The sequence below is a fragment of the Metabacillus niabensis genome, assembly GCF_902829255.1.
GTDB lineage: Bacteria > Bacillota > Bacilli > Bacillales > Bacillaceae > Metabacillus > Metabacillus niabensis.
The window spans coordinates 12550-33944 of sequence record NZ_CADEPK010000228.1; the positions used below are offsets into that span (position 1 = coordinate 12550).

Annotated in this window: 18 protein-coding genes; 1 reads left to right on the forward strand and 17 read right to left on the reverse strand. The window is 35.7% G+C overall.

The genetic code is table 11. The features are described from left to right. Positions 1-548: 548 nt before the first annotated feature. The 10 genes from HU235_RS14765 to HU235_RS14810 form a co-directional block, all read right to left on the reverse strand. The gene (locus HU235_RS14765) at positions 549-1577 is read right to left on the reverse strand and encodes a DnaD domain-containing protein (protein ID WP_174880679.1); all 1029 of its coding nucleotides are present in this window, start codon (positions 1575-1577) and stop codon (positions 549-551) included. Between the two features lie 646 nt (positions 1578-2223). After that, positions 2224-4491 (reverse strand): ATP-dependent DNA helicase, encoded by a 2268-nt coding sequence (locus tag HU235_RS14770; protein WP_174880680.1) that lies wholly within the window; start codon positions 4489-4491, stop codon positions 2224-2226. 235 nt (positions 4492-4726) lie between these two features. After that, the gene (locus HU235_RS14775; RefSeq protein WP_095301926.1) at positions 4727-4921 is read right to left on the reverse strand and encodes a YwbE family protein; all 195 of its coding nucleotides are present in this window, start codon (positions 4919-4921) and stop codon (positions 4727-4729) included. After that, positions 4921-5121 carry a hypothetical protein gene (locus tag HU235_RS14780; protein WP_095301927.1) on the reverse strand — a complete coding sequence of 67 codons (201 nt, stop codon included), beginning with the start codon at positions 5119-5121 and terminating at the stop codon, positions 4921-4923. Before HU235_RS14780 ends, HU235_RS14775 begins: the two co-directional genes overlap by 1 nt. Positions 5122-5254: 133 nt before the next feature. Beyond that, entirely contained in the window at positions 5255-5437 is a 183-nt protein-coding gene (locus HU235_RS14785; protein ID WP_095301928.1) for a Fur-regulated basic protein FbpA, read from the reverse strand. Positions 5438-5711: 274 nt separating this feature from the next. Next, on the reverse strand, positions 5712-6902 hold the full coding sequence (locus HU235_RS14790) for an acyl-CoA dehydrogenase family protein (protein WP_174880681.1): 1191 nt from the start codon (positions 6900-6902) through the stop codon (positions 5712-5714). 218 nt (positions 6903-7120) lie between these two features. Next, positions 7121-8485, reverse strand: a complete 1365-nt coding sequence (locus HU235_RS14795) for an NtaA/DmoA family FMN-dependent monooxygenase (protein ID WP_174880682.1) — start codon at positions 8483-8485, stop codon at positions 7121-7123. Between the two features lie 50 nt (positions 8486-8535). Beyond that, complete coding sequence (locus HU235_RS14800; protein WP_174880683.1) at positions 8536-9783, reverse strand: acyl-CoA dehydrogenase family protein; 1248 nt, start codon at positions 9781-9783, stop codon at positions 8536-8538. Between the two features lie 45 nt (positions 9784-9828). After that, positions 9829-11211 carry an LLM class flavin-dependent oxidoreductase gene (locus tag HU235_RS14805; protein WP_174880684.1) on the reverse strand — a complete coding sequence of 461 codons (1383 nt, stop codon included), beginning with the start codon at positions 11209-11211 and terminating at the stop codon, positions 9829-9831. Between the two features lie 299 nt (positions 11212-11510). Further along, entirely contained in the window at positions 11511-12698 is a 1188-nt protein-coding gene (locus HU235_RS14810) for an acyl-CoA dehydrogenase family protein (RefSeq protein WP_174880685.1), read from the reverse strand. Positions 12699-13410: 712 nt separating this feature from the next. On the opposite strand from HU235_RS14810, the gene HU235_RS14815 reads away from it, so the two are divergent. Beyond that, positions 13411-14010: a TetR/AcrR family transcriptional regulator gene (locus tag HU235_RS14815; protein ID WP_174880686.1), complete on the forward strand. Its 600-nt coding sequence runs from the start codon at positions 13411-13413 to the stop codon at positions 14008-14010. 84 nt (positions 14011-14094) lie between these two features. On the opposite strand, the gene ppnP is transcribed toward HU235_RS14815, so the two are convergent. The 7 genes from ppnP to HU235_RS14845 form a co-directional block, all read right to left on the reverse strand. Further along, complete coding sequence (ppnP, locus tag HU235_RS14820) at positions 14095-14415, reverse strand: pyrimidine/purine nucleoside phosphorylase (RefSeq protein ID WP_174880687.1); 321 nt, start codon at positions 14413-14415, stop codon at positions 14095-14097. A gap of 535 nt (positions 14416-14950) precedes the next feature. Further along, positions 14951-16816: a ribosomal protection-like ABC-F family protein gene (gene abc-f / locus HU235_RS14825; protein WP_174880688.1), complete on the reverse strand. Its 1866-nt coding sequence runs from the start codon at positions 16814-16816 to the stop codon at positions 14951-14953. 165 nt (positions 16817-16981) lie between these two features. Continuing rightward, positions 16982-17101 (reverse strand): RAxF-45 family protein, encoded by a 120-nt coding sequence (locus HU235_RS25415; protein WP_095301931.1) that lies wholly within the window; start codon positions 17099-17101, stop codon positions 16982-16984. Between the two features lie 92 nt (positions 17102-17193). Further along, a complete protein-coding gene (locus HU235_RS14830) occupies positions 17194-17607 on the reverse strand; it encodes a hypothetical protein (protein WP_174880689.1) in 414 nt (137 codons plus the stop codon). A gap of 27 nt (positions 17608-17634) precedes the next feature. After that, positions 17635-18159, reverse strand: coding sequence for an NUDIX hydrolase (locus HU235_RS14835; protein WP_174880691.1), 525 nt, complete (start codon positions 18157-18159; stop codon positions 17635-17637). Positions 18160-18745: 586 nt separating this feature from the next. Then, positions 18746-19729 carry a serine hydrolase domain-containing protein gene (locus HU235_RS14840; protein ID WP_174880692.1) on the reverse strand — a complete coding sequence of 328 codons (984 nt, stop codon included), beginning with the start codon at positions 19727-19729 and terminating at the stop codon, positions 18746-18748. A 392-nt stretch (positions 19730-20121) separates the two neighbouring features. Then, positions 20122-20889 (reverse strand): hypothetical protein, encoded by a 768-nt coding sequence (locus HU235_RS14845; RefSeq protein ID WP_174880690.1) that lies wholly within the window; start codon positions 20887-20889, stop codon positions 20122-20124. Between the last annotated feature and the right edge of the window lie 506 nt (positions 20890-21395).

Below are 21395 nucleotides of genomic sequence, written 5' to 3' on the forward strand. Positions count from 1 at the left end.
CCCTATCCTCTAGCCCTTTTGAATTTATTTGCTTCTAGTTCATAAATGAGCCAAATCATATCGTAACCACACTCTTTCTCCCTCAATACACATGATGGACACATCCCCTATAAGATGCTATTGGACGAATTGGAATTTCGTAAATTTAGTTACGGTAGCGATTTTATTAATGTTAGTTTAGGGCATACGCTTAGGAATTTCATGTTCTGATAATGTCTAGTTTTCTTTTAAAATGATCTGAGAATCTTTAAGGCTACTAACTCACATATTTATTGCTATAGTATTTTTGTCTGTAAATATATGAGAGATATTGCTAATCTATGAATGCCCTGATAATCCGAAGGTATGACTATCCCCTAACGAATCAAAATCTGGTAGATTGACAATGTGCTCCAGAACATTATTTTTACCAGAACCACATAATACCACCATTCTCCGCACGATTTATCTATGTCATGTACTTTCCAGGTAATCAGGTTGAATGCCAGAATCGTAAAGTAGCTACTCTGCTTTCATCATGGTTCCTAAGTACGCTTCTTCGGCAATGCTCATTCCTCTTCACCAGCCGTTATGTCAAGCACAAAGCCACTAGGAATCGCTCGTCCAGCAGGAGAAGTTTGTGTAGATTGCTTGAATTTTTGTAGAGAACGTTCGTTTTCTTGGTTCACTTCAATTTCTTCAACAGTCAGCAACGACTCATTCTCCCAGTTCCTAAGGATCCCAGCTACATAGTTTAGCCTTCGCTTATTATTAGCACAGGCTATTTCCATCGCCTTTAAAATCATAGCTTTTGGCTGTAAAAAGCTAGAATTAGTTAACCACAACAACAACTGCTCTTTTGCATTTATGTTTGAAAGACCAAAACCATTTTTGTCCCAAAACTCAATAATTTCCTTCACATCATCTGTTTGTACGGTATGCCCTTGAACCACTATGCTTGGAGTGGTATCTAAATCCTGCTCCTCCTCTATAGTTGGCGCAGGTGCTATTTGTTTTTCTTTTTGTTGTTGTTTTTCTTTTTTATTTTCTTTTTGTTTTTCTTTTTCCCCACGTATCGTAAAAAGTTGTAAAGAAGCCTCTTCAGGATCCTCACATTCTGACTCTTCAAAGATATTTTCTTCATTTTGGTTGTCCTCTTCGTTAAGAGATTCTTCAGGCTCACAAAACGATTCATATATATTGCGTATCTCTTCTTTTTCTATTGATTCTGCCACATATTGAATAAGCGAGATGTCCTTGACATCCTTTAATTCCTTCGTTATGCAATCCATCACAGCTTTTCCGCATTTATGTAGGTTTTCTTTGCCCCAGTTTTTAATCGCTAGTTCTCTTGTTTCAGGATTGTAGCGAATGAGCTTATAATGATGGATGAATCGTTCCATTAACAATTGAACACTATCAATTGAGTATCCTAATTCAAACGCAATTTGTTTTTTCGTTATACGATAAATACCAGTTTGTGTCGTACATGGACCCGTTAGAAGATAAACATAAAATAGCTTATCCTCAGGAGTCATTTCTTCTAATACAATCGGATCGTTCCATAAATTTGTCCATATCACTCGATATTTTGCCATTTTTATCACTACCCTTTCTATATAGAAATGTATTTCATATGTTATATAGAGAGAATTGATGAAAGAGTAGCGTGTGAAAGCATTTTTTTTAGCGGAAGATAAAGATTATCCTTAACTTTTAGGAGGTAATAATGAAAGAGATTATTAGGATTCGAGCCTTAAAGTACCCCGATATTTTACATTATGAATGGCACGGAGAATTAGTTAGCAAAAGCTCGGAATATGTTTTGGTGCTTTGTAAGCCGGGAAGAAAGTTAAAACACTATACGAAAGAAACAACGTAAACAATAGCGAACACTTCATTAGAATTCTTCTCTCTTAAAGAAGGTTTTACAGTGGCGATGGAAATTGAGGATGGAATGATTGTCTCATATTATTGCAATGTTGCTTTGAAGTTTTGTTGATTTAGTCTTAGATCTCGTGAAAAAACTTGTTGAAGAGTGGAAAGTTATTGATGTTGATGAATTTAAAATGAATCGTACGAAATATCATTATCCATCTAAACTAGTAAAGGCTTCAGTTCATTCGTTAGACACTTTGAAAAGAAGAATTGCTAGAAAAGAGTTTCCTTTTAATGATGATTTTCTAAAATCTAAAGGGACAATTCTCTAGCTTCCAAAATTAAAGCAAAAGAACTGTCCCCTATTCATTTCCATTCATTCGGCAATAATCTCTGATATTTCTCCGTTAAAAAACGGTCGTCAACTAGGACAATCACACCCGAATCTGTCTCGGATCGGATTAAGCGCCCTCCTGCTTGGAGGACCTTGTTTATTCCTGGAAAGGTATATGCGTAATCATAGCCATTTTTTCCCGTTGCTTGAAAGTAGTCCTTCATAATATTTCGTTCCAGGGAGAGCTGTGGCAAGCCTACTCCAACAACAATCACTCCGTTTAGCCTGTCTCCTTTTAGGTCAACACCTTCTGAGAAAATACCTCCTAATATAGCAAAGCCAATGAAAGCATCTTGATTACCCGCTTTAAACTCCTCTAAAAATTGTTCCCGTTCCATCTCACTCATCCGATGATTTTGAATAATGGTCCGAATTTCCGGAAAGTTTAAAGTAAAATCTTCATAGACACTTTTCATATATTGATAGGAAGGAAAGAAGATGAAATAATTTCCTCCTCGCTCCTTTACTAGTGTTGAAAGCATTTCAATAATCTGTTTTTTCGAATTCTCTCTGTCATGATATCTAGTTGATAATGGTTGTATGAATACCTCTGTTTGTTCTTTGGAAAATGGTGATGGGACTGAAAGTGTATAATCCTCTGGTGTGCCACCGAGCATATTCATAAAATACTGGAGTGGTAATAGAGTTGCAGAAAAATAAACTGTTGCTCGGAACTTTTTACTAGTTTGTCGCAAAAGATAAGATGGATCTAAGCAAAACATTTTGATATGGACTTCGTTCTTCTCAGCTTCGACATATGTCACATACCGCTCATCATAAAGCTTTGCGATTCGACAAAATCCCGTTGCTGCAAAATATGTGTCAAGTAACAATGCTTGCTCAGCTGATTTCATTTGCTGTAGTAACTCGATCTCAGCACTGTGAACAAATTGCTCGAGCATTTCAATTAAATCCTCTTGTAGCTCCTTAAGTACTAAATGCCCTTTCTCTGAACACTTTTTCTTTAGTTCAATAAAATATTTATTAAGTTTATTTGCCGACTCATACAAATTTGTTCCCTTATATTCGCGCTTTAAGGTAAGAAAACTTGATTTTTGTAATTGTGCTGAAAACATCTCACGGGCACGGTCAACAAGATTATGGGCTTCGTCGATTAGTAATGCAGACTGTCGCTTATGTTCATCGAAAAATCGTTTCAGCGATACCTTCGGATCAAAAATATAGTTGTAATCACAAATAATCGCATCCGCAACAAAAGCTAAATCCAAGGAAAATTCAAATGGACATAGCGTATGCTTTCTTGCATATTTCTCGATTATTGTTCGATTGATGAACGTTTCGTTCGAAAAAATGTCCAAAAGCGCTTCATTAACACGGTCATAATAGCCATTCGCAAACTCGCAATACTCCTTCTGACAAATTGTTTCTTCTTTAAAACATATTTTTTCCTTAGCCGTTAGCGTTACTGCACTCATACAAAGGCCTTTGTTTTTCATAAGTGAAAAAGCCTCTTCTGCCGTCTGCCTTGTAATCGTTTTCGCCGTTAGATAAAACATTCGTTCTAGCTTTCCTTCCCCCATCGCTTTAACTGTTGGGAATATCGTCGAAATCGTTTTTCCAATTCCAGTAGGTGCATTTGCAAAAATATTTTTTTCCTCTGAGATTGTTTTATAAATCGCACCAGCAAGCTTTCGTTGGCCCTCTCGATAGGCCTCAAAAGGGAATTGTAGGTCTTGGATACTTTGATCTCGACGTATGCGATGCACATTCATGAGGGATGCGTAAGGGTAATAGTCATGCACTAGCTCGTCTACAAACTGCTTAAGCTCCTGAAATGAAAAACGTTTTTGAAATTTCTTTTGCTCTTCTGTGACGACATGAATATATGTTAGTTGAACACTCATTTCTTCTAGGTCATGGTCTTTTGCATACATATAAGCATAAACCTTCGCTTGTGCCCAGTGTACAGGGTTGGAATCTTCCTTTATTTCAGCTAAATCCCTAGAGGTTGACTTAATTTCATCGATAAGTAATTCATCATAACGAACAATTAACCCGTCACAGCGGCCTTCAACGATGAATATCATCTCTTTATACTCCAATTCAGTCTTTAGAAACACTTCCTTCTGATCGGTTTCCTGATACGTACTTTGAATAACCTTATGAGCCTTGGTCCCTTCTGTAAGTGTTGTAGCCGTTCGAAATTTATTATCAATACTCCCACTCCGATAAACATATTCAACTAATGCACGTACAGAAATCTTCACTTCGGGTAGCATGTCATCACCTTATCTCTTCGTTTCAAGTAGTTAACTAGTACAAATTATAACAAAAAATAGTGGGGACAGTCCCCCATCACGTTAACTTAATAAAGCATTAAGAGGGGATTCACCTCTACTATAGTTGCTAGTTTGTAAAAATGCCCTAAAGAAAACGCAGTTTTTCGAGTGAAATCCTCTGTAGTTAAAGTAAAAAAGCATTCGGGGGACTGTCCCCCGAATGCAACTGAAATTTTTAAGAGTGAATTTCCTTTACTCGCCCAATCTGCCCATCAGTTAGTCTTACTTTGATGCCATGGGGATGTGTGGCTGAGTTTGTTAGAACATCTTTCACGATGCCTCTAGTAAGCTTTCCTGTTTTTTGGTCCTTTTTTAACACAATATCAACCGTGATGCCAGGTATGACATCCTTCCGATTTTGTCCATTCATTAGACACCCATTTTTCTTCTCGTATTGCTTGTTTTCTTCGTTTGTTGGCTTTTCATTTTCTTTGGTGAAAGGTCGGCATTCATTTTGCCTTTGCCGGACTGGGACTGGGCCTGTTTCTTCTTGTTTTCAAGCTGCTGTTTAATCGCCTCTTGCAGACTAATTTTCTTTTTTGGTGTTTCGGATTGGTGATTCTCGGTCATAGGAAATTCCTCCATTGTTTTTATTGATTAGTCCAAATATAAACTATTTCACTAATTTTTGAAAGAGGAAACAGAGGGAAGGCCCTTTTCTTCCAACAATGAATGTTGAAGAACCGTCCCTCTATATTTCTATTTACGTCCAGCGAATGGAATCAAATTCACCATGTGGATGAAATTGCTTTTGGATTTTTTTATATTCTGCTTGTAATGTTGAGAGTGATACTTCATAAAGCTGTTTACCATCAATTTTATATATATTAAACATCACAAGTTTATTTATAAGTTTTTGTCTTCTTTTTTCTATGCTATTTCTCATATGAAACACTCCTTTAATCATTTTGCTTCATGTAACATGATTACCTTCGATAAAACAACCGCGCTTTCCTATATATTTATCACATACCCAATAATTCCGATGTGTCAAGTATGAATTATGATTTCAAAGGCGCTATTTCTCTTTATAAATTCCTTTTTATATAAAAAGACAAGTCTCAGAAGATCTTTTTGATGTGCCTTTAATAACTAAGTTGTGATATATAAATTAAAAACATTTTTAAAAAATAAGGATATTCTTAACTTTAACAATTGCCTTATTTTCCAAGTTCCCAAAGCTCTAATGGTAATCCAACTAATTGCTTTCCTATTTGTTCACGCGCTAAATTGTTTGATGGTGCCATTGGAATTCCACCTCTCGCATCACGATAAAGCCGTTCAAATATTCCATTTATATATCCATATCCACCAGCTACATCCATTGCAACCCGTGCAGCAAAATCGGCTAATTCAGTCGCTTGGACTTTAAGTTCTGATACTTCAGTAGCAAGCGGTAAGAGTGATCCTCCTGATGCAAGAATTTCATCATGATATCTGGCTAACTCATATTGCCAGGCTCGTAATCCTGAAATTTTGATTTTGACTTCTGCTAATTTTTGACGTATAACTTGGTAATCAGCCAAACTCCGATTAAAATCTTTATGAACTGTTTTTTTTACATGTTTTATTGCTGCATCCAACGCACCTTGTGCCACGCCTAACCAGACAGCATTTAAACCTAATAACCCACCTGAAGCATCAGGGTCTCCCGCTTTAGCATTTAGCAAATCTTGTTTATGCACCTGGACATTTTCAAACGTAAGGGGTCCACTATGATTACCACGTACCCCTAATGCATTCCATGGTTTTGCTGTTATTCCATTGGAATGTCCATTAACAATAAAAAAGCTTTGTTCACTAGGATCATTACTATTTGCAGAACGTGTTTGAAAAACATAAAAGTCAGATTGCCCACCACTTGTTGTGAAAGATTTCTCCGCATTTAAAATATAAAAATCACCATCTCGTTCAGCTTGACTTAAGCTATACCACACATGTCCTCCTGTCGCCTTTTCACTAATCGAGAATGTTCCTAATGCACCTTCACGAATCTTCAAAAACCAACGTTCCTTTTGCTCTTCATAACCAAAAAGATTAATAAATTGAGCTGCTGCCACATGCATAGCAAAAACGAGACCTGTCGATGCATCAACCCTACCAATTTCTTCTGCAACGGCTGAAAATCCTACATATCCTAAATCTAATCCTCCCCATTTCTTTGGGAGCGTAACAGATGTCCACCCTTCTTTAGCTAAGGCTAAAAAATTCTCTCGGGGAAATTTTCCTTCCCTATCTATAATCTCAGCATTCGGTTTAATCACTTCATCAATAATAGGCTTAACATTCTCCTTAATTTCCTCAATAAATTCCCTTGAATTCTTATTCTTTTTCAACACTGGATTACTCATTTAATTTCTCCTAACTATTGAATTTTTTCTATTATGACGATAACAACTTTATGAGACTAACATGACTGTGCACATTAGAATGGTCAGACTCCGTTCCTTGGACCATATTTCATCCTCTCCTCTATTCACATAATAAATTCGATTTAACTATTCTTATAAGTTTAGTCAGTTTTAGGTGTATAAGTTTGATATATTTATATGATAGTACGAAGGTTCATCTAATAATGTTGAAAAACACCTCGATAGTTTGCAGCAGGGTGACGAGTATTTATATAGTCATCTCCAAAAAGCTTTTTACGTAAAGTACTCGTCTCTTCTTTTCTATTTCGCACTAAACCACGCTTACGTAAAACAGGCATTACATGTTCAATAAATTCTTCATATGAGCCTGATATCGTCGAATTAATGACATTTACACCATTAATCCCAGCGTCTTTCCAAATCTCAAGTTGGTCCGCTATGCTTTCAGGAGTACCAACTATCCGAGATGATTTTGTTCGAAGACGCGCAATATCTCTTACTGTTGGAGTGCGTCCTTGTGTACTTTGCTTTAACCATTCGAATGAACTTCTCACTCCCTCCGTTTCTACATGCTCAATCATCGTATCTAAATGATAATGACCAAGGTCTACTCCCATGCCGCCAGCCATATGGGCAATCATCATATCTAAATTGATTTTTTTATCAAGCTCTTTTTCCTTTCGTTTTGCTTCTTTTTCTGTTTCACCAATAACAAATGACAGCCCTTGATAAAAATGAATATCATTACCCTCCCTGCCATTTTGAACAGCTAACCGACGGGTAGTATCAATTAATTGACGAGCATTCTCGGGATCGGGCGCTACAATAAATACAGCCTCTGCATGACGTGCAGCAAAGTCTCGACCTGTTGTTGATGCCCCTGCCTGAAAAAGTAAAGGTGTGCGCTGTGGCGATGGTGAGACAAGATGTGGACCTTCAACCTTATAATACTTTCCAACATGGTTTATTTTGTGAACCTTTGTTGGGTCTGCATAGATTCCGCTCTCCCTATCTTTTTTTAAGGCTCCTTCATCCCATGAGCCTTCCCAAAGTTTATACAATACATCTACATATTCATCGAGCCAACGATAGCGTTCATCATGTGGCACTAGACCTTCGTAACCAAAATTTCTAAAAGCATTTTCTGATGAACTTGTTACCATATTCCAGGCAATACGACCTTTAGAGATGTGATCCAATGTAGAAATACGTCTAGCGAAATTAAATGGATGTTCTTGAAGTGGAGCTGCCGTATAGGCTAAACCTAAATGCTTTGTGTTTACTGCAAGTGCTGACATAAGGACCATCGGATCATTACTTGGAATTTGCAAACCATTTTCAACATGAAAGCTCCAGCCTCCACGATGATTTCCATATAAGCCAATAACATCGGCGAAAAAAACAGCATCAAACCCTCCGTCTTCAAGTGTTTTTGCCAATGAAATCCAGACATCAATATCATTAAAATTTATCTGATTTCCTTGCTCATCACGCCATAATCCGTGGATAATATGTGATGCTGTATTCATTACAAAGGCCGAAAATGAAAGTGGAATCGTCATCAAATACCCTCTCCTTTCTTCAACAGATTTTCGTAACTTTCACAGCAAAATTAAAAATAAACCTCTTGAATTGGTAGTTCCTCATCATTCACGATAAAATTCCCAATAGCACGTGCTTTGTAAACTGTCGGATTATGTGAAGCGAGCGTTCGTATATTGCGCCAATGACGATCAAGCTTTACAGATTGTCTTGTTGCCGAAGCACCTCCAACGTCAAATAATAATGTAGATGCCTTTAAGGCAAGTTCATCTATGATCACTTTAGCTTGTGCTGCCCGAAGAGAAGCTTCATGACTTAATTGAAAATTAATATTACCGTCGACTACAGAAGTAGCAGCCTTATCAAGCGCTTCTGCAGCTGCAATGACAATCGTCTCCGCAGCAAAGGCAATGCTGGAAATCTCACCTATTATTTGTTGCAGCTGTGGATCTTTTGCTGGTAAATCAGCTGATGCAAATGTAAATGTTCGAGAACGACCACGAACTAATGCAGATGCATCTGTTACCACATTTCGTAAAATGCCAGCTATAACAGCTTGTAAGAAAAGCTGCAAAAATGAATTAAATGGTGTTTTTGTTTTGTCAATCAATGTAACTTCATGTTTATGGACAAATACATTGTTCAGGTGTGTTGTACCACTACCGGTTAATTTTTGCCCGATGCCATCCCAATCATCCACGATGACAATTCCATCTCGATTAGTTGGGATGACCGCTGATACCGTGTTTCCCTCAATAGTTGAAGCCGTTACAAGGACCCAATCAGAATACATCGTTCCTGTACTAAAATATTTCGTCCCATTCAAGCGAAAGCCATCACCATCTGGAGATAATGTTGTTTCAAATTCATATTTCCCAACATTTTTCGAGGAAATCTCAGTATATGCATTGCCTATTATGTCTCCTTTTGCGATTATTTTCAGCCATTTATCACGTTTTTGCTCGTTAGAAATTCGTAGTACATCCTCTACATACGAAAAGTGTGAACGAAGACTATGTGCAACATCTGGATCCGCTTCAGCTAAACGAATAATAATAGAAAATAGTTCACGAATATTTGCACCGCCACCTCCTTTTTCAACCGGTAAGCGCAATGCACCAAGCTTTGATTTTCGTATCAATTCCATCGCAAAATACGGACGAATTTCACAATCCTTTTTGCGACGTTTCTCTGCATCTCGGGCAATTGTTTTAATTAATTGCTCAAGTTGTGAAGAACCAACTTTTACTGGCTCAGTAAATTCCAATGGAGCATCAGTTTCCTTTAAACGATTAAAATTTGTTTTTGAATTAGGCACCAATAATTTCCTCCTTTTCTTAAAATGGAATTTTTTCTCTCATCCTTATAATTGACTGAATATTTTTCTATAACTTGCACCAGTATGGTTTTCTGGTAATCTATTCTTTCCTCTTCCATATAACTTCTCTCTTAAAGTTCCTTCTTCATAGTCGGTTTTCAATAATCCTCTTTTTTGGAGTACTGGTACGACAAGATTGACAAAATCCTTAAATGTCCCTGGTGTTATCGCATAAGCCAAATTAAAGCCATCAATATCTGTTTCATCCATCCATTCTTCTAACGTATCTGCAATTTGTTCAGGTGTTCCGACTGCTACTGGACCATTTCCACCTATGCCGATAAAATTTGCGATCTCCCGTACAGTCCATTTTTTATTTGGACTTGATTTTGTTATATTATGGAGTGTTGATCTCACCGCATTTGTATCAATGTATTCAATCACCTGGTCAGGGTCATATTTAGAAAAATCTACTCCAGACCAACCACTAAGTAATGAAAGAGCACCTTCATAACTGATGTATTTTGTTAACTCTTCATATTTTGCCCATGCTTCATCCTCGGTTCTCCCGACAATTGGTGTAAATAAAGCAAAGACTTTGATGCTAGATGGATCTCTTCCGTGAATGCTTACCTGAGCTCTTAAATCCTTAACATATGAAGAAATAGCTTCTTTACCAGGAGCAGCAATAAACGTACATTCTGCGTGTTCAGCAGCAAATTTACGTCCTCTTGGAGAACCTCCAGCCTGATATAAGACAGGCGTTCTTTGTGGTGATGGTTCACATAAGTGAATACCTGGAACATCAAAATACTTACCATGATGGTTAATTTCATGTACCTTTTCTGGAACTGCGAATATTTTATTCTCCTTATCTTTTACAACCGCATCGTCTTCCCAGCTCCCCTCCCATAACTTATAGCAAACTTCTAAATACTCTTCGGCAATGTTGTATCGTTCAGAATGCTGAAATTTATCGCCAATTTCAATATTTTTTGTTCCGCTTTCTAAATAGGAGGTTACGATGTTCCAAGCGATTCTTCCTTTTGTTACATGATCTAGAGTTGACATTCTACGAGCAAATGTATATGGATGTTCAAATGTTGTTGAGCATGTAATCCCAAAGCCTAAATGTTTTGTCACAGCTGCCATTGCTGAAACGAGCATCATCGGATCATTAACAGGAACTTGAGTAGCTTCACGGACCGTTGTTTCCTTATCTCCTCCATACACATCATATATCCCAATTACATCTGCAATAAAAAGCCCATCAAACCTTCCTTCTTCCAATGTTTTTGCTAACTCTATCCAATAGTCAATATCGTTGTACCGATGTGATTGGTCTTCAGGATGTACCCACAAACCTGGTGACTGATGGACCACACAATTCATATCAAAGGCATTTAAATAGATTCGTTTTTTCTTCATTACAAAGCCCTCCATTATTCTTTCTAAAACTTTTTTCAAATTAAGGTTCTCTTTCCAATCCAAATCTGTGATATAGTTGGATATTTTTTTAAATCTACTAAAAAACCAGAGACATCTTTCAAGTTTTTCATGTAATCTAACTTGAAAAATAAGTCTCTGGTTGTCCAGTCAACTATAAACGTTTCTTTTCTAAATTAAGAAATCTTAGCTGCTTTATCTGTACCTCCAATTATCCCCATTTCGCTACCAACCATTTTGGTGTTTTTGCAAAACGTTTATTCTCTTCAAATGCTCCATTATTATGAATACGGGGTAATCGGAGGAAGATGATCATTTAGTGCCCAATTTCCGATGTCACGAATTTTATAATCAATCGGATCATGCAATGTGTGTGTTCTGATATTTCGCCAAAATCGATCATATCCATACTGTCCTGAAGTTGCTCTAGCCCCCATAACTTCGAACATACGATTTGTTACCTCTAAAGCTGTCTTACTAACAGTAACCTTTGCAATCGCGATATGAATCCCGCATTCCCCTCTCTCTTCAATAGTAAGCTTAGACTTTTTATCCCATGCTTGTTGAAAAACATCGACTGCTTTTTGAGTCAATGCATTTGAGGCTTGTAACTTTACAAACAAATCTCCATATTGATAAACCGTAAAAGGGTCATCAACTGCTTTTTCGACACCGGAAGTTAACCAAGGTCGAGATTTTGTTTTTGTATAGTCTTTAGCTTTTTCAAAGGCTCCTTCAGCGATTCCAAGCAGAACATGAAGAATAATTAGTTGTGCGATATGTGTTCGCAAAGTAGGAAACAAATTATCTGGAAATTGCTCATAGAATAGTAGCATTTCTTTTTCTTCGATCAATACATTATGAAAAATGACTGACCCACTATCAGTTTGCCGCTGTCCAAAGCTATCCCAGTCATCATGAATGACTATTCCTGTTCGTTTACTTGGAATAACTGCAATAAAAGGCCTTTTGCGATTTGGACTCTTTGCTGAGATAAGAAGTCGGTCCGAATCGTTTGCACCAGAACAAAAGGTCTTTTTTCCATTCAACCGCCAGTTCGTACCATCATTCGTAACAGCTAATCCTTCGTCACGTGGATTAAAGGCATTCCCCCAAAATTGTCGGTGTTCAACGGTTTCTTTATACAGCTGATCTTTTTGTTGTTTTGTACCATATAGATGTACCGACGCCAGACATAGAAAATGATACCCAAGCAAATGAGCCATCGATCCATCAACTTTAGCAAGTTCACGAATGATTTGGCATACTGCCTTCCAATTCTCACCATATCCACCTAGAGCTTTCGGAATAATTAGTGAAAGTAATCCACTCTCACGAATGAGATCACGTTCTTTTTTTGCTGTTCCACCCTGTTTATCTCTATCGATAGCTGTTTTTTCCAATTTCCTTGCTAAATCAAGAGCTATATCAAGGTAATCATGTTTTGCATCTTTTGGTGATAAATTCATGCCGGTTTGCCCTCCTTTTCTTTTTGTGGAACAAAATATGTAAATTATTCTTTTATTAGCCAATAATGTGATTATTTATTTTTCATTTCTATTTCCTTCATAAATTCAAGAAGCTTATTTGAAAGAAGTCTATATCTGATATTTTAAGATACTCACTCTTCACTAAAATTTGTTTTGGTTTAATGAAGCCCATTATTCCATTCAAATTGATTCCTCAAATAATCTCCTAGCCTTGAAGGATTCGAAATAAATTCTTAATGAATCAGCAGTAATACAAAAAGAGACCTTTATTTACAGCTTAAGAAATTAAGCTTCCATAAAAGTCTCTGGTAGTCCAGTCAACAAATGACATTGAGAGTTTTTTAATTTTTCAATCCATATTAAATAGATCGGAATTTGATACCTATTATAACAAGATTAAACATAAATACAACATACAATTAACACAATTTTGACGTTTAAAATACATATGAATCAAATATGTTTATTATATTTACATTACACTACACTTTTTTCTTAATTGTTTATCTGAAAACGAAAAAGAATCTACTATGACCTACTACACAATCCATACAATTCCTATTGATTAAATCAGAATTTTGTGCATATTATAATAACAAAGATCAGAATAAGTAATGCAAGCCTCATTATAAAATTTTATTCGATAAAAGTACTTAAAATTGACTGAATTGTCATTACTTTGGAGGATACGATGGAGAATCTTGAACAAAATATCGATCGCCGAATCATTCGTACTCGTCATATGATATATGAGACCTTTCTTGCACTCATGTCTGAGAAGGATTTTTTGCAAATTTCCGTCAAGGATATTACTCAACAAGCGAATATAAGCCGGTCAACTTTTTATGCGCATTATAAAGACAAATATGATTTACTAGATAAAATAATTGAAGATAAATTATCAATATTAAATGAGCTCCTAGCAAAATCTAACCTACCTAATAATGCATGGAATAACGAAGTAGCCGATCCCTTTTTTGTCACGTACTTTGAATGTATTGCTAAGAACTATACGTTTTACAAACAGATGTTCATGATTAAGGATCCTAATCAATTTTCAACAAAATTATATCATGTGATAAGAGAAAGTTTTTCTATTAGGTTTTCAAGAATAGATAAAGAACGTAAACTTTCAGTTCCTTTGGATTTCTTGCTTGATTATAGTACCTCATCTCTCTTAGGAGTGACAAAAGTATGGGTGGAAAACCATATGATTTATTCCCCTAATTACATAGCCTTGCAATTTACTAGATTATCGATAAATGGTATCTATCATACAATGAAAAAATAGAATAATTTATTTTTTATTCATAAATAAAAGGAGAAATCCAAAACCTATAGATTCTCTCCTTCTTCTACTATATTTAAAAGCAAATCAATCCTCTTCTGTCAGATACGAACAACAATAATCGACAACAGAATGAACCTTTAAAAGAAAGCTTTCATTTGCAGGCACATAAAACACTCCACTATTTTCGATTTTCTTCCATTCCTGTCCATTTACTTTATATTCGAGAATACCTGCTTGGATATCCATTTCTTCCTTTTGAGATGTTGAGAATTCGTAATCACCTGGAAGCATGATTCCTAAAGTTTTTCTTGTTCCATCTTGAAATTCTACCGTTCTACTTGTTACCTTTCCATCAAAATAAATATTTGCCTTTGTATTGATGTTAACATTTGTAAATTGCGTCATTTGCTTCATCCTCTCTCTTTTCTGTCCTCATTTAATCATAAAAATTTATAATTGAAAACAAAAAATTCAGATAACTATTTAAAATAGCCACCAATTATGGTAGCTATTTTAAAAGAAACTCTGAAAGGTTCCTCAAAACCTATCTTAAACCCTCTTATTTCAATGTTCACTAAAGTTTGTTTTATCTGTTAAATCATGCTTTAAGGTGTCCTTCATCTGTCATTTTTTTCAAAATGCACAATCACTATTGTCGGCTTTTCTTTTTATAAAATTTACATAATCTTTCTAAACGGAGCAATGCTTTTTCCAAAAATCCTCTTATTAAAGAGATTCCCCATTCTTCCCTAGCTGATTGATAAAAACAATGCAGCTTGCTTTTATGAAATTATGCCAATATTCCCAACCATAAGCATCAAATAGAGGGATAATAAATCATATCAAAAGTGCTATCTCTTACGACTGTCATTCCCTCAACGCAATTGTGCGTTTACCTATATCATCTTTACAATCTTCGGAGTGTGAAGCTAAGTAAGCACTAGACGACTTCATCTAACAGTTTATATAGTTGCTCCCTTTCAAGCTCCATTTCCTCTAATTTAATGAAATGCCCTTGAATTATTTCGACATCCGTCTCGTTTTCCATTACTTTTTTTAGCAAATGAATTTGTTCCTCAAGTTCTTCTAATTTTCTTTCAATGTCATCAAGGTTCATGTTTTTGTTAGTTTTTTTCGGTTTTTCTGGACTAACCTTCACCTGTACAGGTTTTTCCACTGGTGCTATTATCTTTAATTTCTCCCTTGCCCAATCATAATTTCCGTCAAAGAAATGGACAGTACCATTTTCTAGCCAATAAATTTTCGTAAACAATTTATTTAGGAAATAACGGTCATGGGAAACGGCAAGGATTGTACCGTTAAAGTCCTCCAATGCCTCTTCCAATACCTCACAAGAATCAATGTCCAAATGGTTCGTCGGTTCATCTAAAATGAGCAGATTAATGTCCTGGTACATCAGCTGTGCGAGGCGCAGACGCATCCGCTCACCACCGCTTAGCTGATTGACCTTTCGAAAAACGGCTGGACCGTAAAACAAGAACTTAGCTAAGATATGTCTTGCTTCCCCTTCATTCACGGATACTTCTGAACGAAACACGTCAATCAGTTTTTCATCACCGATGTTTTGAAAAACATGTTGTGATAAATAACCGACTTTTACATTACTTCCAACCTTCACCATGCCATTGTCTGGCTCATATTCTTGGAGAATTAGCTTTAAAAGAGTCGACTTTCCAGTACCGTTTTCACCAACGATCGCAGCTCGGTCTTTGTATTGAACAAGCATATTTACCTTTTCAAACAAGGAACGGCTACCAAAGCTTTTCGAAACACCTTTAAGCACTATGACATCTTTTCCACTCCGGTCATTCGCCTCAAAATCAATCCCCATCTTTTTAACTTCGATTTTTGGTCGTTCAAGCTTTTCCATTCGATCGAGTGCACGCTGCATGTTGGTGGCGCGCTTATGAAGAGCGGCACTAGGCGGGTTTGAACGATTCGCCCAATCGCGCAGACGTTTAATCGCTTCCTTCATTTTTTTAATTTTACGCTGCTGCTCTTGATACTCCTGAAATTCTCTTAAAAGTCTTTCTTCTTTTTCCTTTACATAGCCGCTGAAGTTCGAATGATAAAGGTCAATTTCACCATCTTCCATGTCTAATACCTTTGTCACGACCTCATCCAAGAAATAACGGTCATGTGATATTAAGATAATCGTCCCGTTATATTCCTCTAAAAACGAAGCTAACCACTCAATTGCCATCAAATCCAAATGGTTCGTCGGTTCGTCCAGCAGTAAAAGGTCTGGTTTCTTTAGCAAGCTTAACGCAAGGCCTACTTTCGTTTTTTCTCCCCCACTTAAGAGGGAAAAAGGTTTTTCGAGTAGTCCAGTGATCTTCAACCCACTGGCGACACGATCCATTTGAGCATCCATTTCATAACCGCCATTTAAAATAAAATCATCCTGGAGCTTGCCGTATTGCTCCATTAATTTTTGTAAATCACTTGGAGCGATTTCCTGACCCATTTCCACTTCCAATTTTCGTAACTTTGATTCAGTTGAAACTAATTGTTCAAAGGCTGTTTTTAAAACATCCTTTACGATTAAGTTTTGATAATCAGGTATTTGTGCCAGATATCCTATTCTTAATCCTTTTTTCCAATGAATGGCCCCCTCATCTACCGTATCTTGATTAGCAATCAGTCGTAATAAAGTCGTTTTTCCACTGCCGTTTCTCCCAACTAACCCAATGCGGCTGCCTTCATGTATTTCGAACGATAAATCCTTAAAAATAAGATTTCCGCCAAATGATTTTGCTATATGATTAACACTACATACGATCATGTTCATTCTCCTTTTTCATGAACACTCGCTTTACCAAATAAAAAAAAAAAAACTGCGTGCATCTAAAGATACCGCAGTAAAAAAAGCATGAAAAAAGAGTGCATCAAAGCACTCCCTTACTACCTTTTTTAATTTGGGTAAAGAGATGTGTTTCGTTCTAGTTCATTATGCAATTTTTCTAAAAAAGGGCAGACTACCCCCTTGGAAAACTGCATCATGAAAAATTGCACGGCACAAATAAAGGACTTTTAACCATTGTACACGTACAAACATAGAACTCTCCATCTCTTTACACCTCCGTTTCCATAAAAAGTTACTTTTATTGTAATGATAATAGAAACAGAATGCAAGCCCTATAATCTGATTAATCTAACTACTTAATGTAAGTATTTTTTCCTCGTACTGAATCTTCGCCGGTAAACAAATTTCCGAAAATCATCCTCTTTCAGATTTCCATCATAATAGGCAAACAATAATGATTGATACTCGGGATAGTGCTCCATAACAAAAAGAGCAAACGCCTTCCGCTCCCCAATAAATCGTTTCTTAAACTCGTCATTTTTTACAATGTCATTAAGTTGTTTTTGATAAAATGCCATCGTATCCTCCCATTTATGCTTCCGGTTCTCTAAAATGTCCCGGGCAAACACTGGGAGCTTATCAATCACTTGATCGATATAGCCTTCAGACCACATAACCATTTTATCCTTCTCAGTGAGCTCCATGACCATTTTCATCAGTTCAACATCATCAACGTTTTCACCTGTTGCATATCTTCCGACTTGATTCACTGCCTTCACCTCATTAACGCGATGACTTTATTGAAGTATAGAATCCGTTAGTTTAACGACGTTATTTTTTACTCCCCAATGTTCATAGCACTCTACATCTAAGCCTAAGTCACCTTTTTTTAACCATTCAAAAGCTTTAAGGACTAATGGTGAAGCATTATTTAAATTTACTTCACTCTCCGAAACCCAGAAAGCACCAAGTGAATCTTGTCCATCAAATTGTTTAGGAATAACAATCTGTCCACCGATTCTATCAACTAAATAATACACTGCAATATGATGAACGTGACTATATTGTTCCCAATCCCACGGCAACATAAAGTCGATAACACCTAAATTCTTGACTACTTCTATCTCAAACCCTGTCTCTTCAAGAAATTCCCTTTTCATGGCATTTGTTAGGCTTTCGGATTCTTCAAGACTTCCCCCTGGAAGGTCAAAACGATTTATGTATGGACCTCCATTTTTATTTATCACTAAAAGTTTTCCATCTTTAAAGTAAAGACCATACACACCAAATGCACGATGGAATTTCGTCTCTTTCTCACTCAGTTACCTCCTCTATCTTGCTTGTATCTCTTATATTTAACTTCTGTACTTGTCTTTATTTTCCTATGTTGAACAAGAAAAAGCGATGCTTCTTTATTGAAGGATCGCTATATTTTAAAGAATGCTTTAATCTTTTTTTAGTATTTCTCCAAACTCAACATATGAAGGTAAATTCTTAATAGCTTCAAATTTTAAAGTTGGAATAAAGCTAATTGTTAATGCAATACCCTGCTGTATCTTTTGAGGTAGAATACACAACTTTTTGATTACTTTATTATAGATAATCGTATCTGAATTCATATTCTGTCCATATAGTTCAAGAATTTTTACTCAGTACCCTTGATTTTGGTTATTATATTTACTTTTAATCTTTACCGTCATTACAAAATTAATGTTAAATCGGGGGTAATTATCTAAATAATCTATTAGTAATCCAAATCGGTGTGGAACTCCTCGTGCATAACCAGAACATGAACATATCCCCCGATAACGGACTTCACCGTCTAGTTGATGACATCTCTTGCACATAGAAAATGCGATACCTCTTTATAGAAGCATCGCACCCGACAATTTTCACAGTCTCTTGACTCTATCCGAACAATGGCATAATATGCTTTCTAATCAATTCAATTCGATCCTTTGCTCGTGGCATAAAGCGAGATGCAATCGCAACGACCATTTCCTTTTTAGGGTTTATGAAAATTACATTTCCACCATCACCTAACGCTGCATAGCAATCATCAACAATCCACCACAAGTAACCATATGACAACTCTCCCCATCGACTTTTTTCCTTTGTGCTTTCCTCTATCCATTTAGAAGATAGAATTTGATTACCGTTCCGTACCCCGCCACTTAAATATAACTGACCTATTTTTGCCATATCCCGAGGCGTTAAAGTAAGCCCCCAGCCTGCGGTGTTTATACCTGTAGGGTCTACTATCCAACCAGTTACATATTTATCCTTAAGAAAAGCCAAATAGTCTTCTTTATTTTGTATAAATACATGATTAGGAGCATTGATCCCAAGAGGTTTAAACAAGTTCTCTGTAGCAAAAGCAATCACGGATTGACCAGTTGCATTGGCAAGAACACCTGACAAAATATGTGTCCCAACGGTAGTGTATTTAAACACTCCAATACCGCCTTTTCCCCCTAGCAAATCCAATGTAGCTTTTACCCAATCATCACTTGTATAAATCTTTGTATATGGCTCAGACTTGTATTTATATGGTGCAGTCATTGTCATTAAATTTTTTATAGTGATATTTTGGATTGTTTTTTCACCACGCTTTACTGTGTAATCTGGAAAAAACTCTAATACTTTCTGTTCTATATTTTTAATATAGCCTTTATCTATTGCAATACCAATAAGAGCTGATGTAATACTTTTTGTTACAGATGCTATATGCAATCCATCCTCTTTCGTGTAACCATCAAAATATTTTTCATAAATCAAATGTTCATTTTTTATTATCGCAATGCCTGCTATATTGGAATAATCTTTTTTTATTAAATCTTCAAATTTCGAAATAGGATTATTATTCATTTTTATATTTTCGGATTGACACATTGACGTCAAATATATCAATTCATTCCTTTCGTCAAAATGATTGATCAATATTGATGTAATAAAGATAATTTATTATAAAATTATTATCAATTCTTTTTTTACAAATAAATGGTAATTTCGAAAAAGAATGATCGAATCACTTTTCAAAGCGAAATATTGATTATTTTAGGTAAATTTAATACTTAGCGTTGAAAATAGTCCACAAAAACATGTCGCTAAAAATCTTTTATTCTTATTAGATTTCTTATTAGGCTGTCCTTCCACTTTTGTTCAATAAAAAATACGATACCTCTTTATTGAAGTATCGCTACCCGTTTAATTTAAGCACATTCGTCATAATCTTGAATTTCAAGGCAATATAGGTTTTCTTTTATTACATCAGTTTATATGATTTATGCCTTACTCTGAAAATTTTTATATTTCTCCAATACATTCAGCAACATTTTTTTATCATATTTTGTCTTTTGGTATATTTTCTCTACCATCTCTTCTAAACTTTCTAATTTCGGTTCAATAAATAAGCCTTTGCTTGTACTTAAAAAACTCTCCCAATTGTAAAATTCCCAATGAGCAATCTCATTTTTGTAAGGTATTCTACATTCTACTAATGGTTTTGGATAAATTAGGCTTTGGGAATACTCAGCAGCCTGCAAAAATTCATCCATTTCTATTGGCTGCGTATTATAAATTTGTCTAGAAATCTTTCCGTTTGGTCGATAATAAAGTATTTCCGTGTTATGTTCATAATTTTTCACCTGTACCTTTGCTGCTGGGAAAAAGCCACTCAATTGCTCATTAACAAAATCTTCACTATGTGAATCTATTAAAATTGGATTTAACCATTGGTCTCCTAAATCACACAAGAAACGATGACCATTTTCACTAATTGCTACTACAGCTACATGGGCAGCTTCTTTTTTCAAACTATGACCAATAGGATAAGCATCAACTCCATCTTTTTTAAATTCATCTAACAACCAAATAGCAAGGTCAAAACAGTTACCCGTTATTCCATACTGTTGTCTATGTTCCCGCATGAGAGAGACATCTCGTTGTTTTTTATAACTTCCTTCGTTATAAATCCAGACTTTTGTTAATGTCTCCATAGGGAAGTCGTTAAACTTCTCCCAAGTAGCTAGAATACTTTGTGTTGGTAGCATTTTTTCACCTACTTTTCTTTACTATTAAATTACATGAGTAGGTACTGCTTCGGCGTTCCTAGATAGGAATCCTTCTTGAAATAAACTGTTTCTGTAGTTGATTTTAAAAAATACCTCTTTATTAAAGTATAGCAACCCTTATTTTAAGTACATTTCTTCACAGAGTTTGTATTTCTCACTCGTTTCATAAAAATATTGCATCACATTAATCCCCTCTTTTTGCCTAAGAGGAACATGAATAATTTGAAATGATAAAAACCCTTTTCTATTTATCCATTTAACAAGATATTCTACGCACTCATATATAAAGAGTTTGATAATATATTTATTTTTAAAAAAATTAATTAGCAATTATAGTATAATAAAATAAAATGGTAATATTAGGGGTTTTTTGGATTTAGAAAACAGTGGAACAAATGATTAGCTATATTTAAATAAACAACAGCAGTTGAAAAGGAGAAAAAAATTGAAAATATTTAATGAAGAATTATCTAAAACAGTAAATA

Excerpts from the sequence above, each read along its gene's own strand:
- HU235_RS14775 (WP_095301926.1), bottom strand. The coding sequence starts at position 4,921 with ATGAATGGACAAAATCGGAAGGATGTCATACCTGGCATCACGGTTGAT.
- HU235_RS14815 (WP_174880686.1), top strand. The coding sequence starts at position 13,411 with ATGGAGAATCTTGAACAAAATATCGATCGCCGAATCATTCGTACTCGT.
- HU235_RS14805 (WP_174880684.1), bottom strand. The coding sequence starts at position 11,211 with ATGAAGAAAAAACGAATCTATTTAAATGCCTTTGATATGAATTGTGTG.
- HU235_RS14780 (WP_095301927.1), bottom strand. The coding sequence starts at position 5,121 with ATGACCGAGAATCACCAATCCGAAACACCAAAAAAGAAAATTAGTCTG.
- HU235_RS14845 (WP_174880690.1), bottom strand. The coding sequence starts at position 20,889 with ATGCTACCAACACAAAGTATTCTAGCTACTTGGGAGAAGTTTAACGAC.
- abc-f (WP_174880688.1), bottom strand. The coding sequence starts at position 16,816 with ATGATCGTATGTAGTGTTAATCATATAGCAAAATCATTTGGCGGAAAT.
- HU235_RS14765 (WP_174880679.1), bottom strand. The coding sequence starts at position 1,577 with ATGGCAAAATATCGAGTGATATGGACAAATTTATGGAACGATCCGATT.
- HU235_RS14795 (WP_174880682.1), bottom strand. The coding sequence starts at position 8,485 with ATGACGATTCCACTTTCATTTTCGGCCTTTGTAATGAATACAGCATCA.
- HU235_RS14785 (WP_095301928.1), bottom strand. The coding sequence starts at position 5,437 with ATGAGAAATAGCATAGAAAAAAGAAGACAAAAACTTATAAATAAACTT.
- ppnP (WP_174880687.1), bottom strand. The coding sequence starts at position 14,415 with ATGACGCAATTTACAAATGTTAACATCAATACAAAGGCAAATATTTAT.
- HU235_RS14770 (WP_174880680.1), bottom strand. The coding sequence starts at position 4,491 with ATGCTACCCGAAGTGAAGATTTCTGTACGTGCATTAGTTGAATATGTT.
- HU235_RS14810 (WP_174880685.1), bottom strand. The coding sequence starts at position 12,698 with ATGAATTTATCACCAAAAGATGCAAAACATGATTACCTTGATATAGCT.
- HU235_RS14840 (WP_174880692.1), bottom strand. The coding sequence starts at position 19,729 with ATGTGTCAATCCGAAAATATAAAAATGAATAATAATCCTATTTCGAAA.
- HU235_RS14790 (WP_174880681.1), bottom strand. The coding sequence starts at position 6,902 with ATGAGTAATCCAGTGTTGAAAAAGAATAAGAATTCAAGGGAATTTATT.
- HU235_RS25415 (WP_095301931.1), bottom strand. The coding sequence starts at position 17,101 with ATGGAGAGTTCTATGTTTGTACGTGTACAATGGTTAAAAGTCCTTTAT.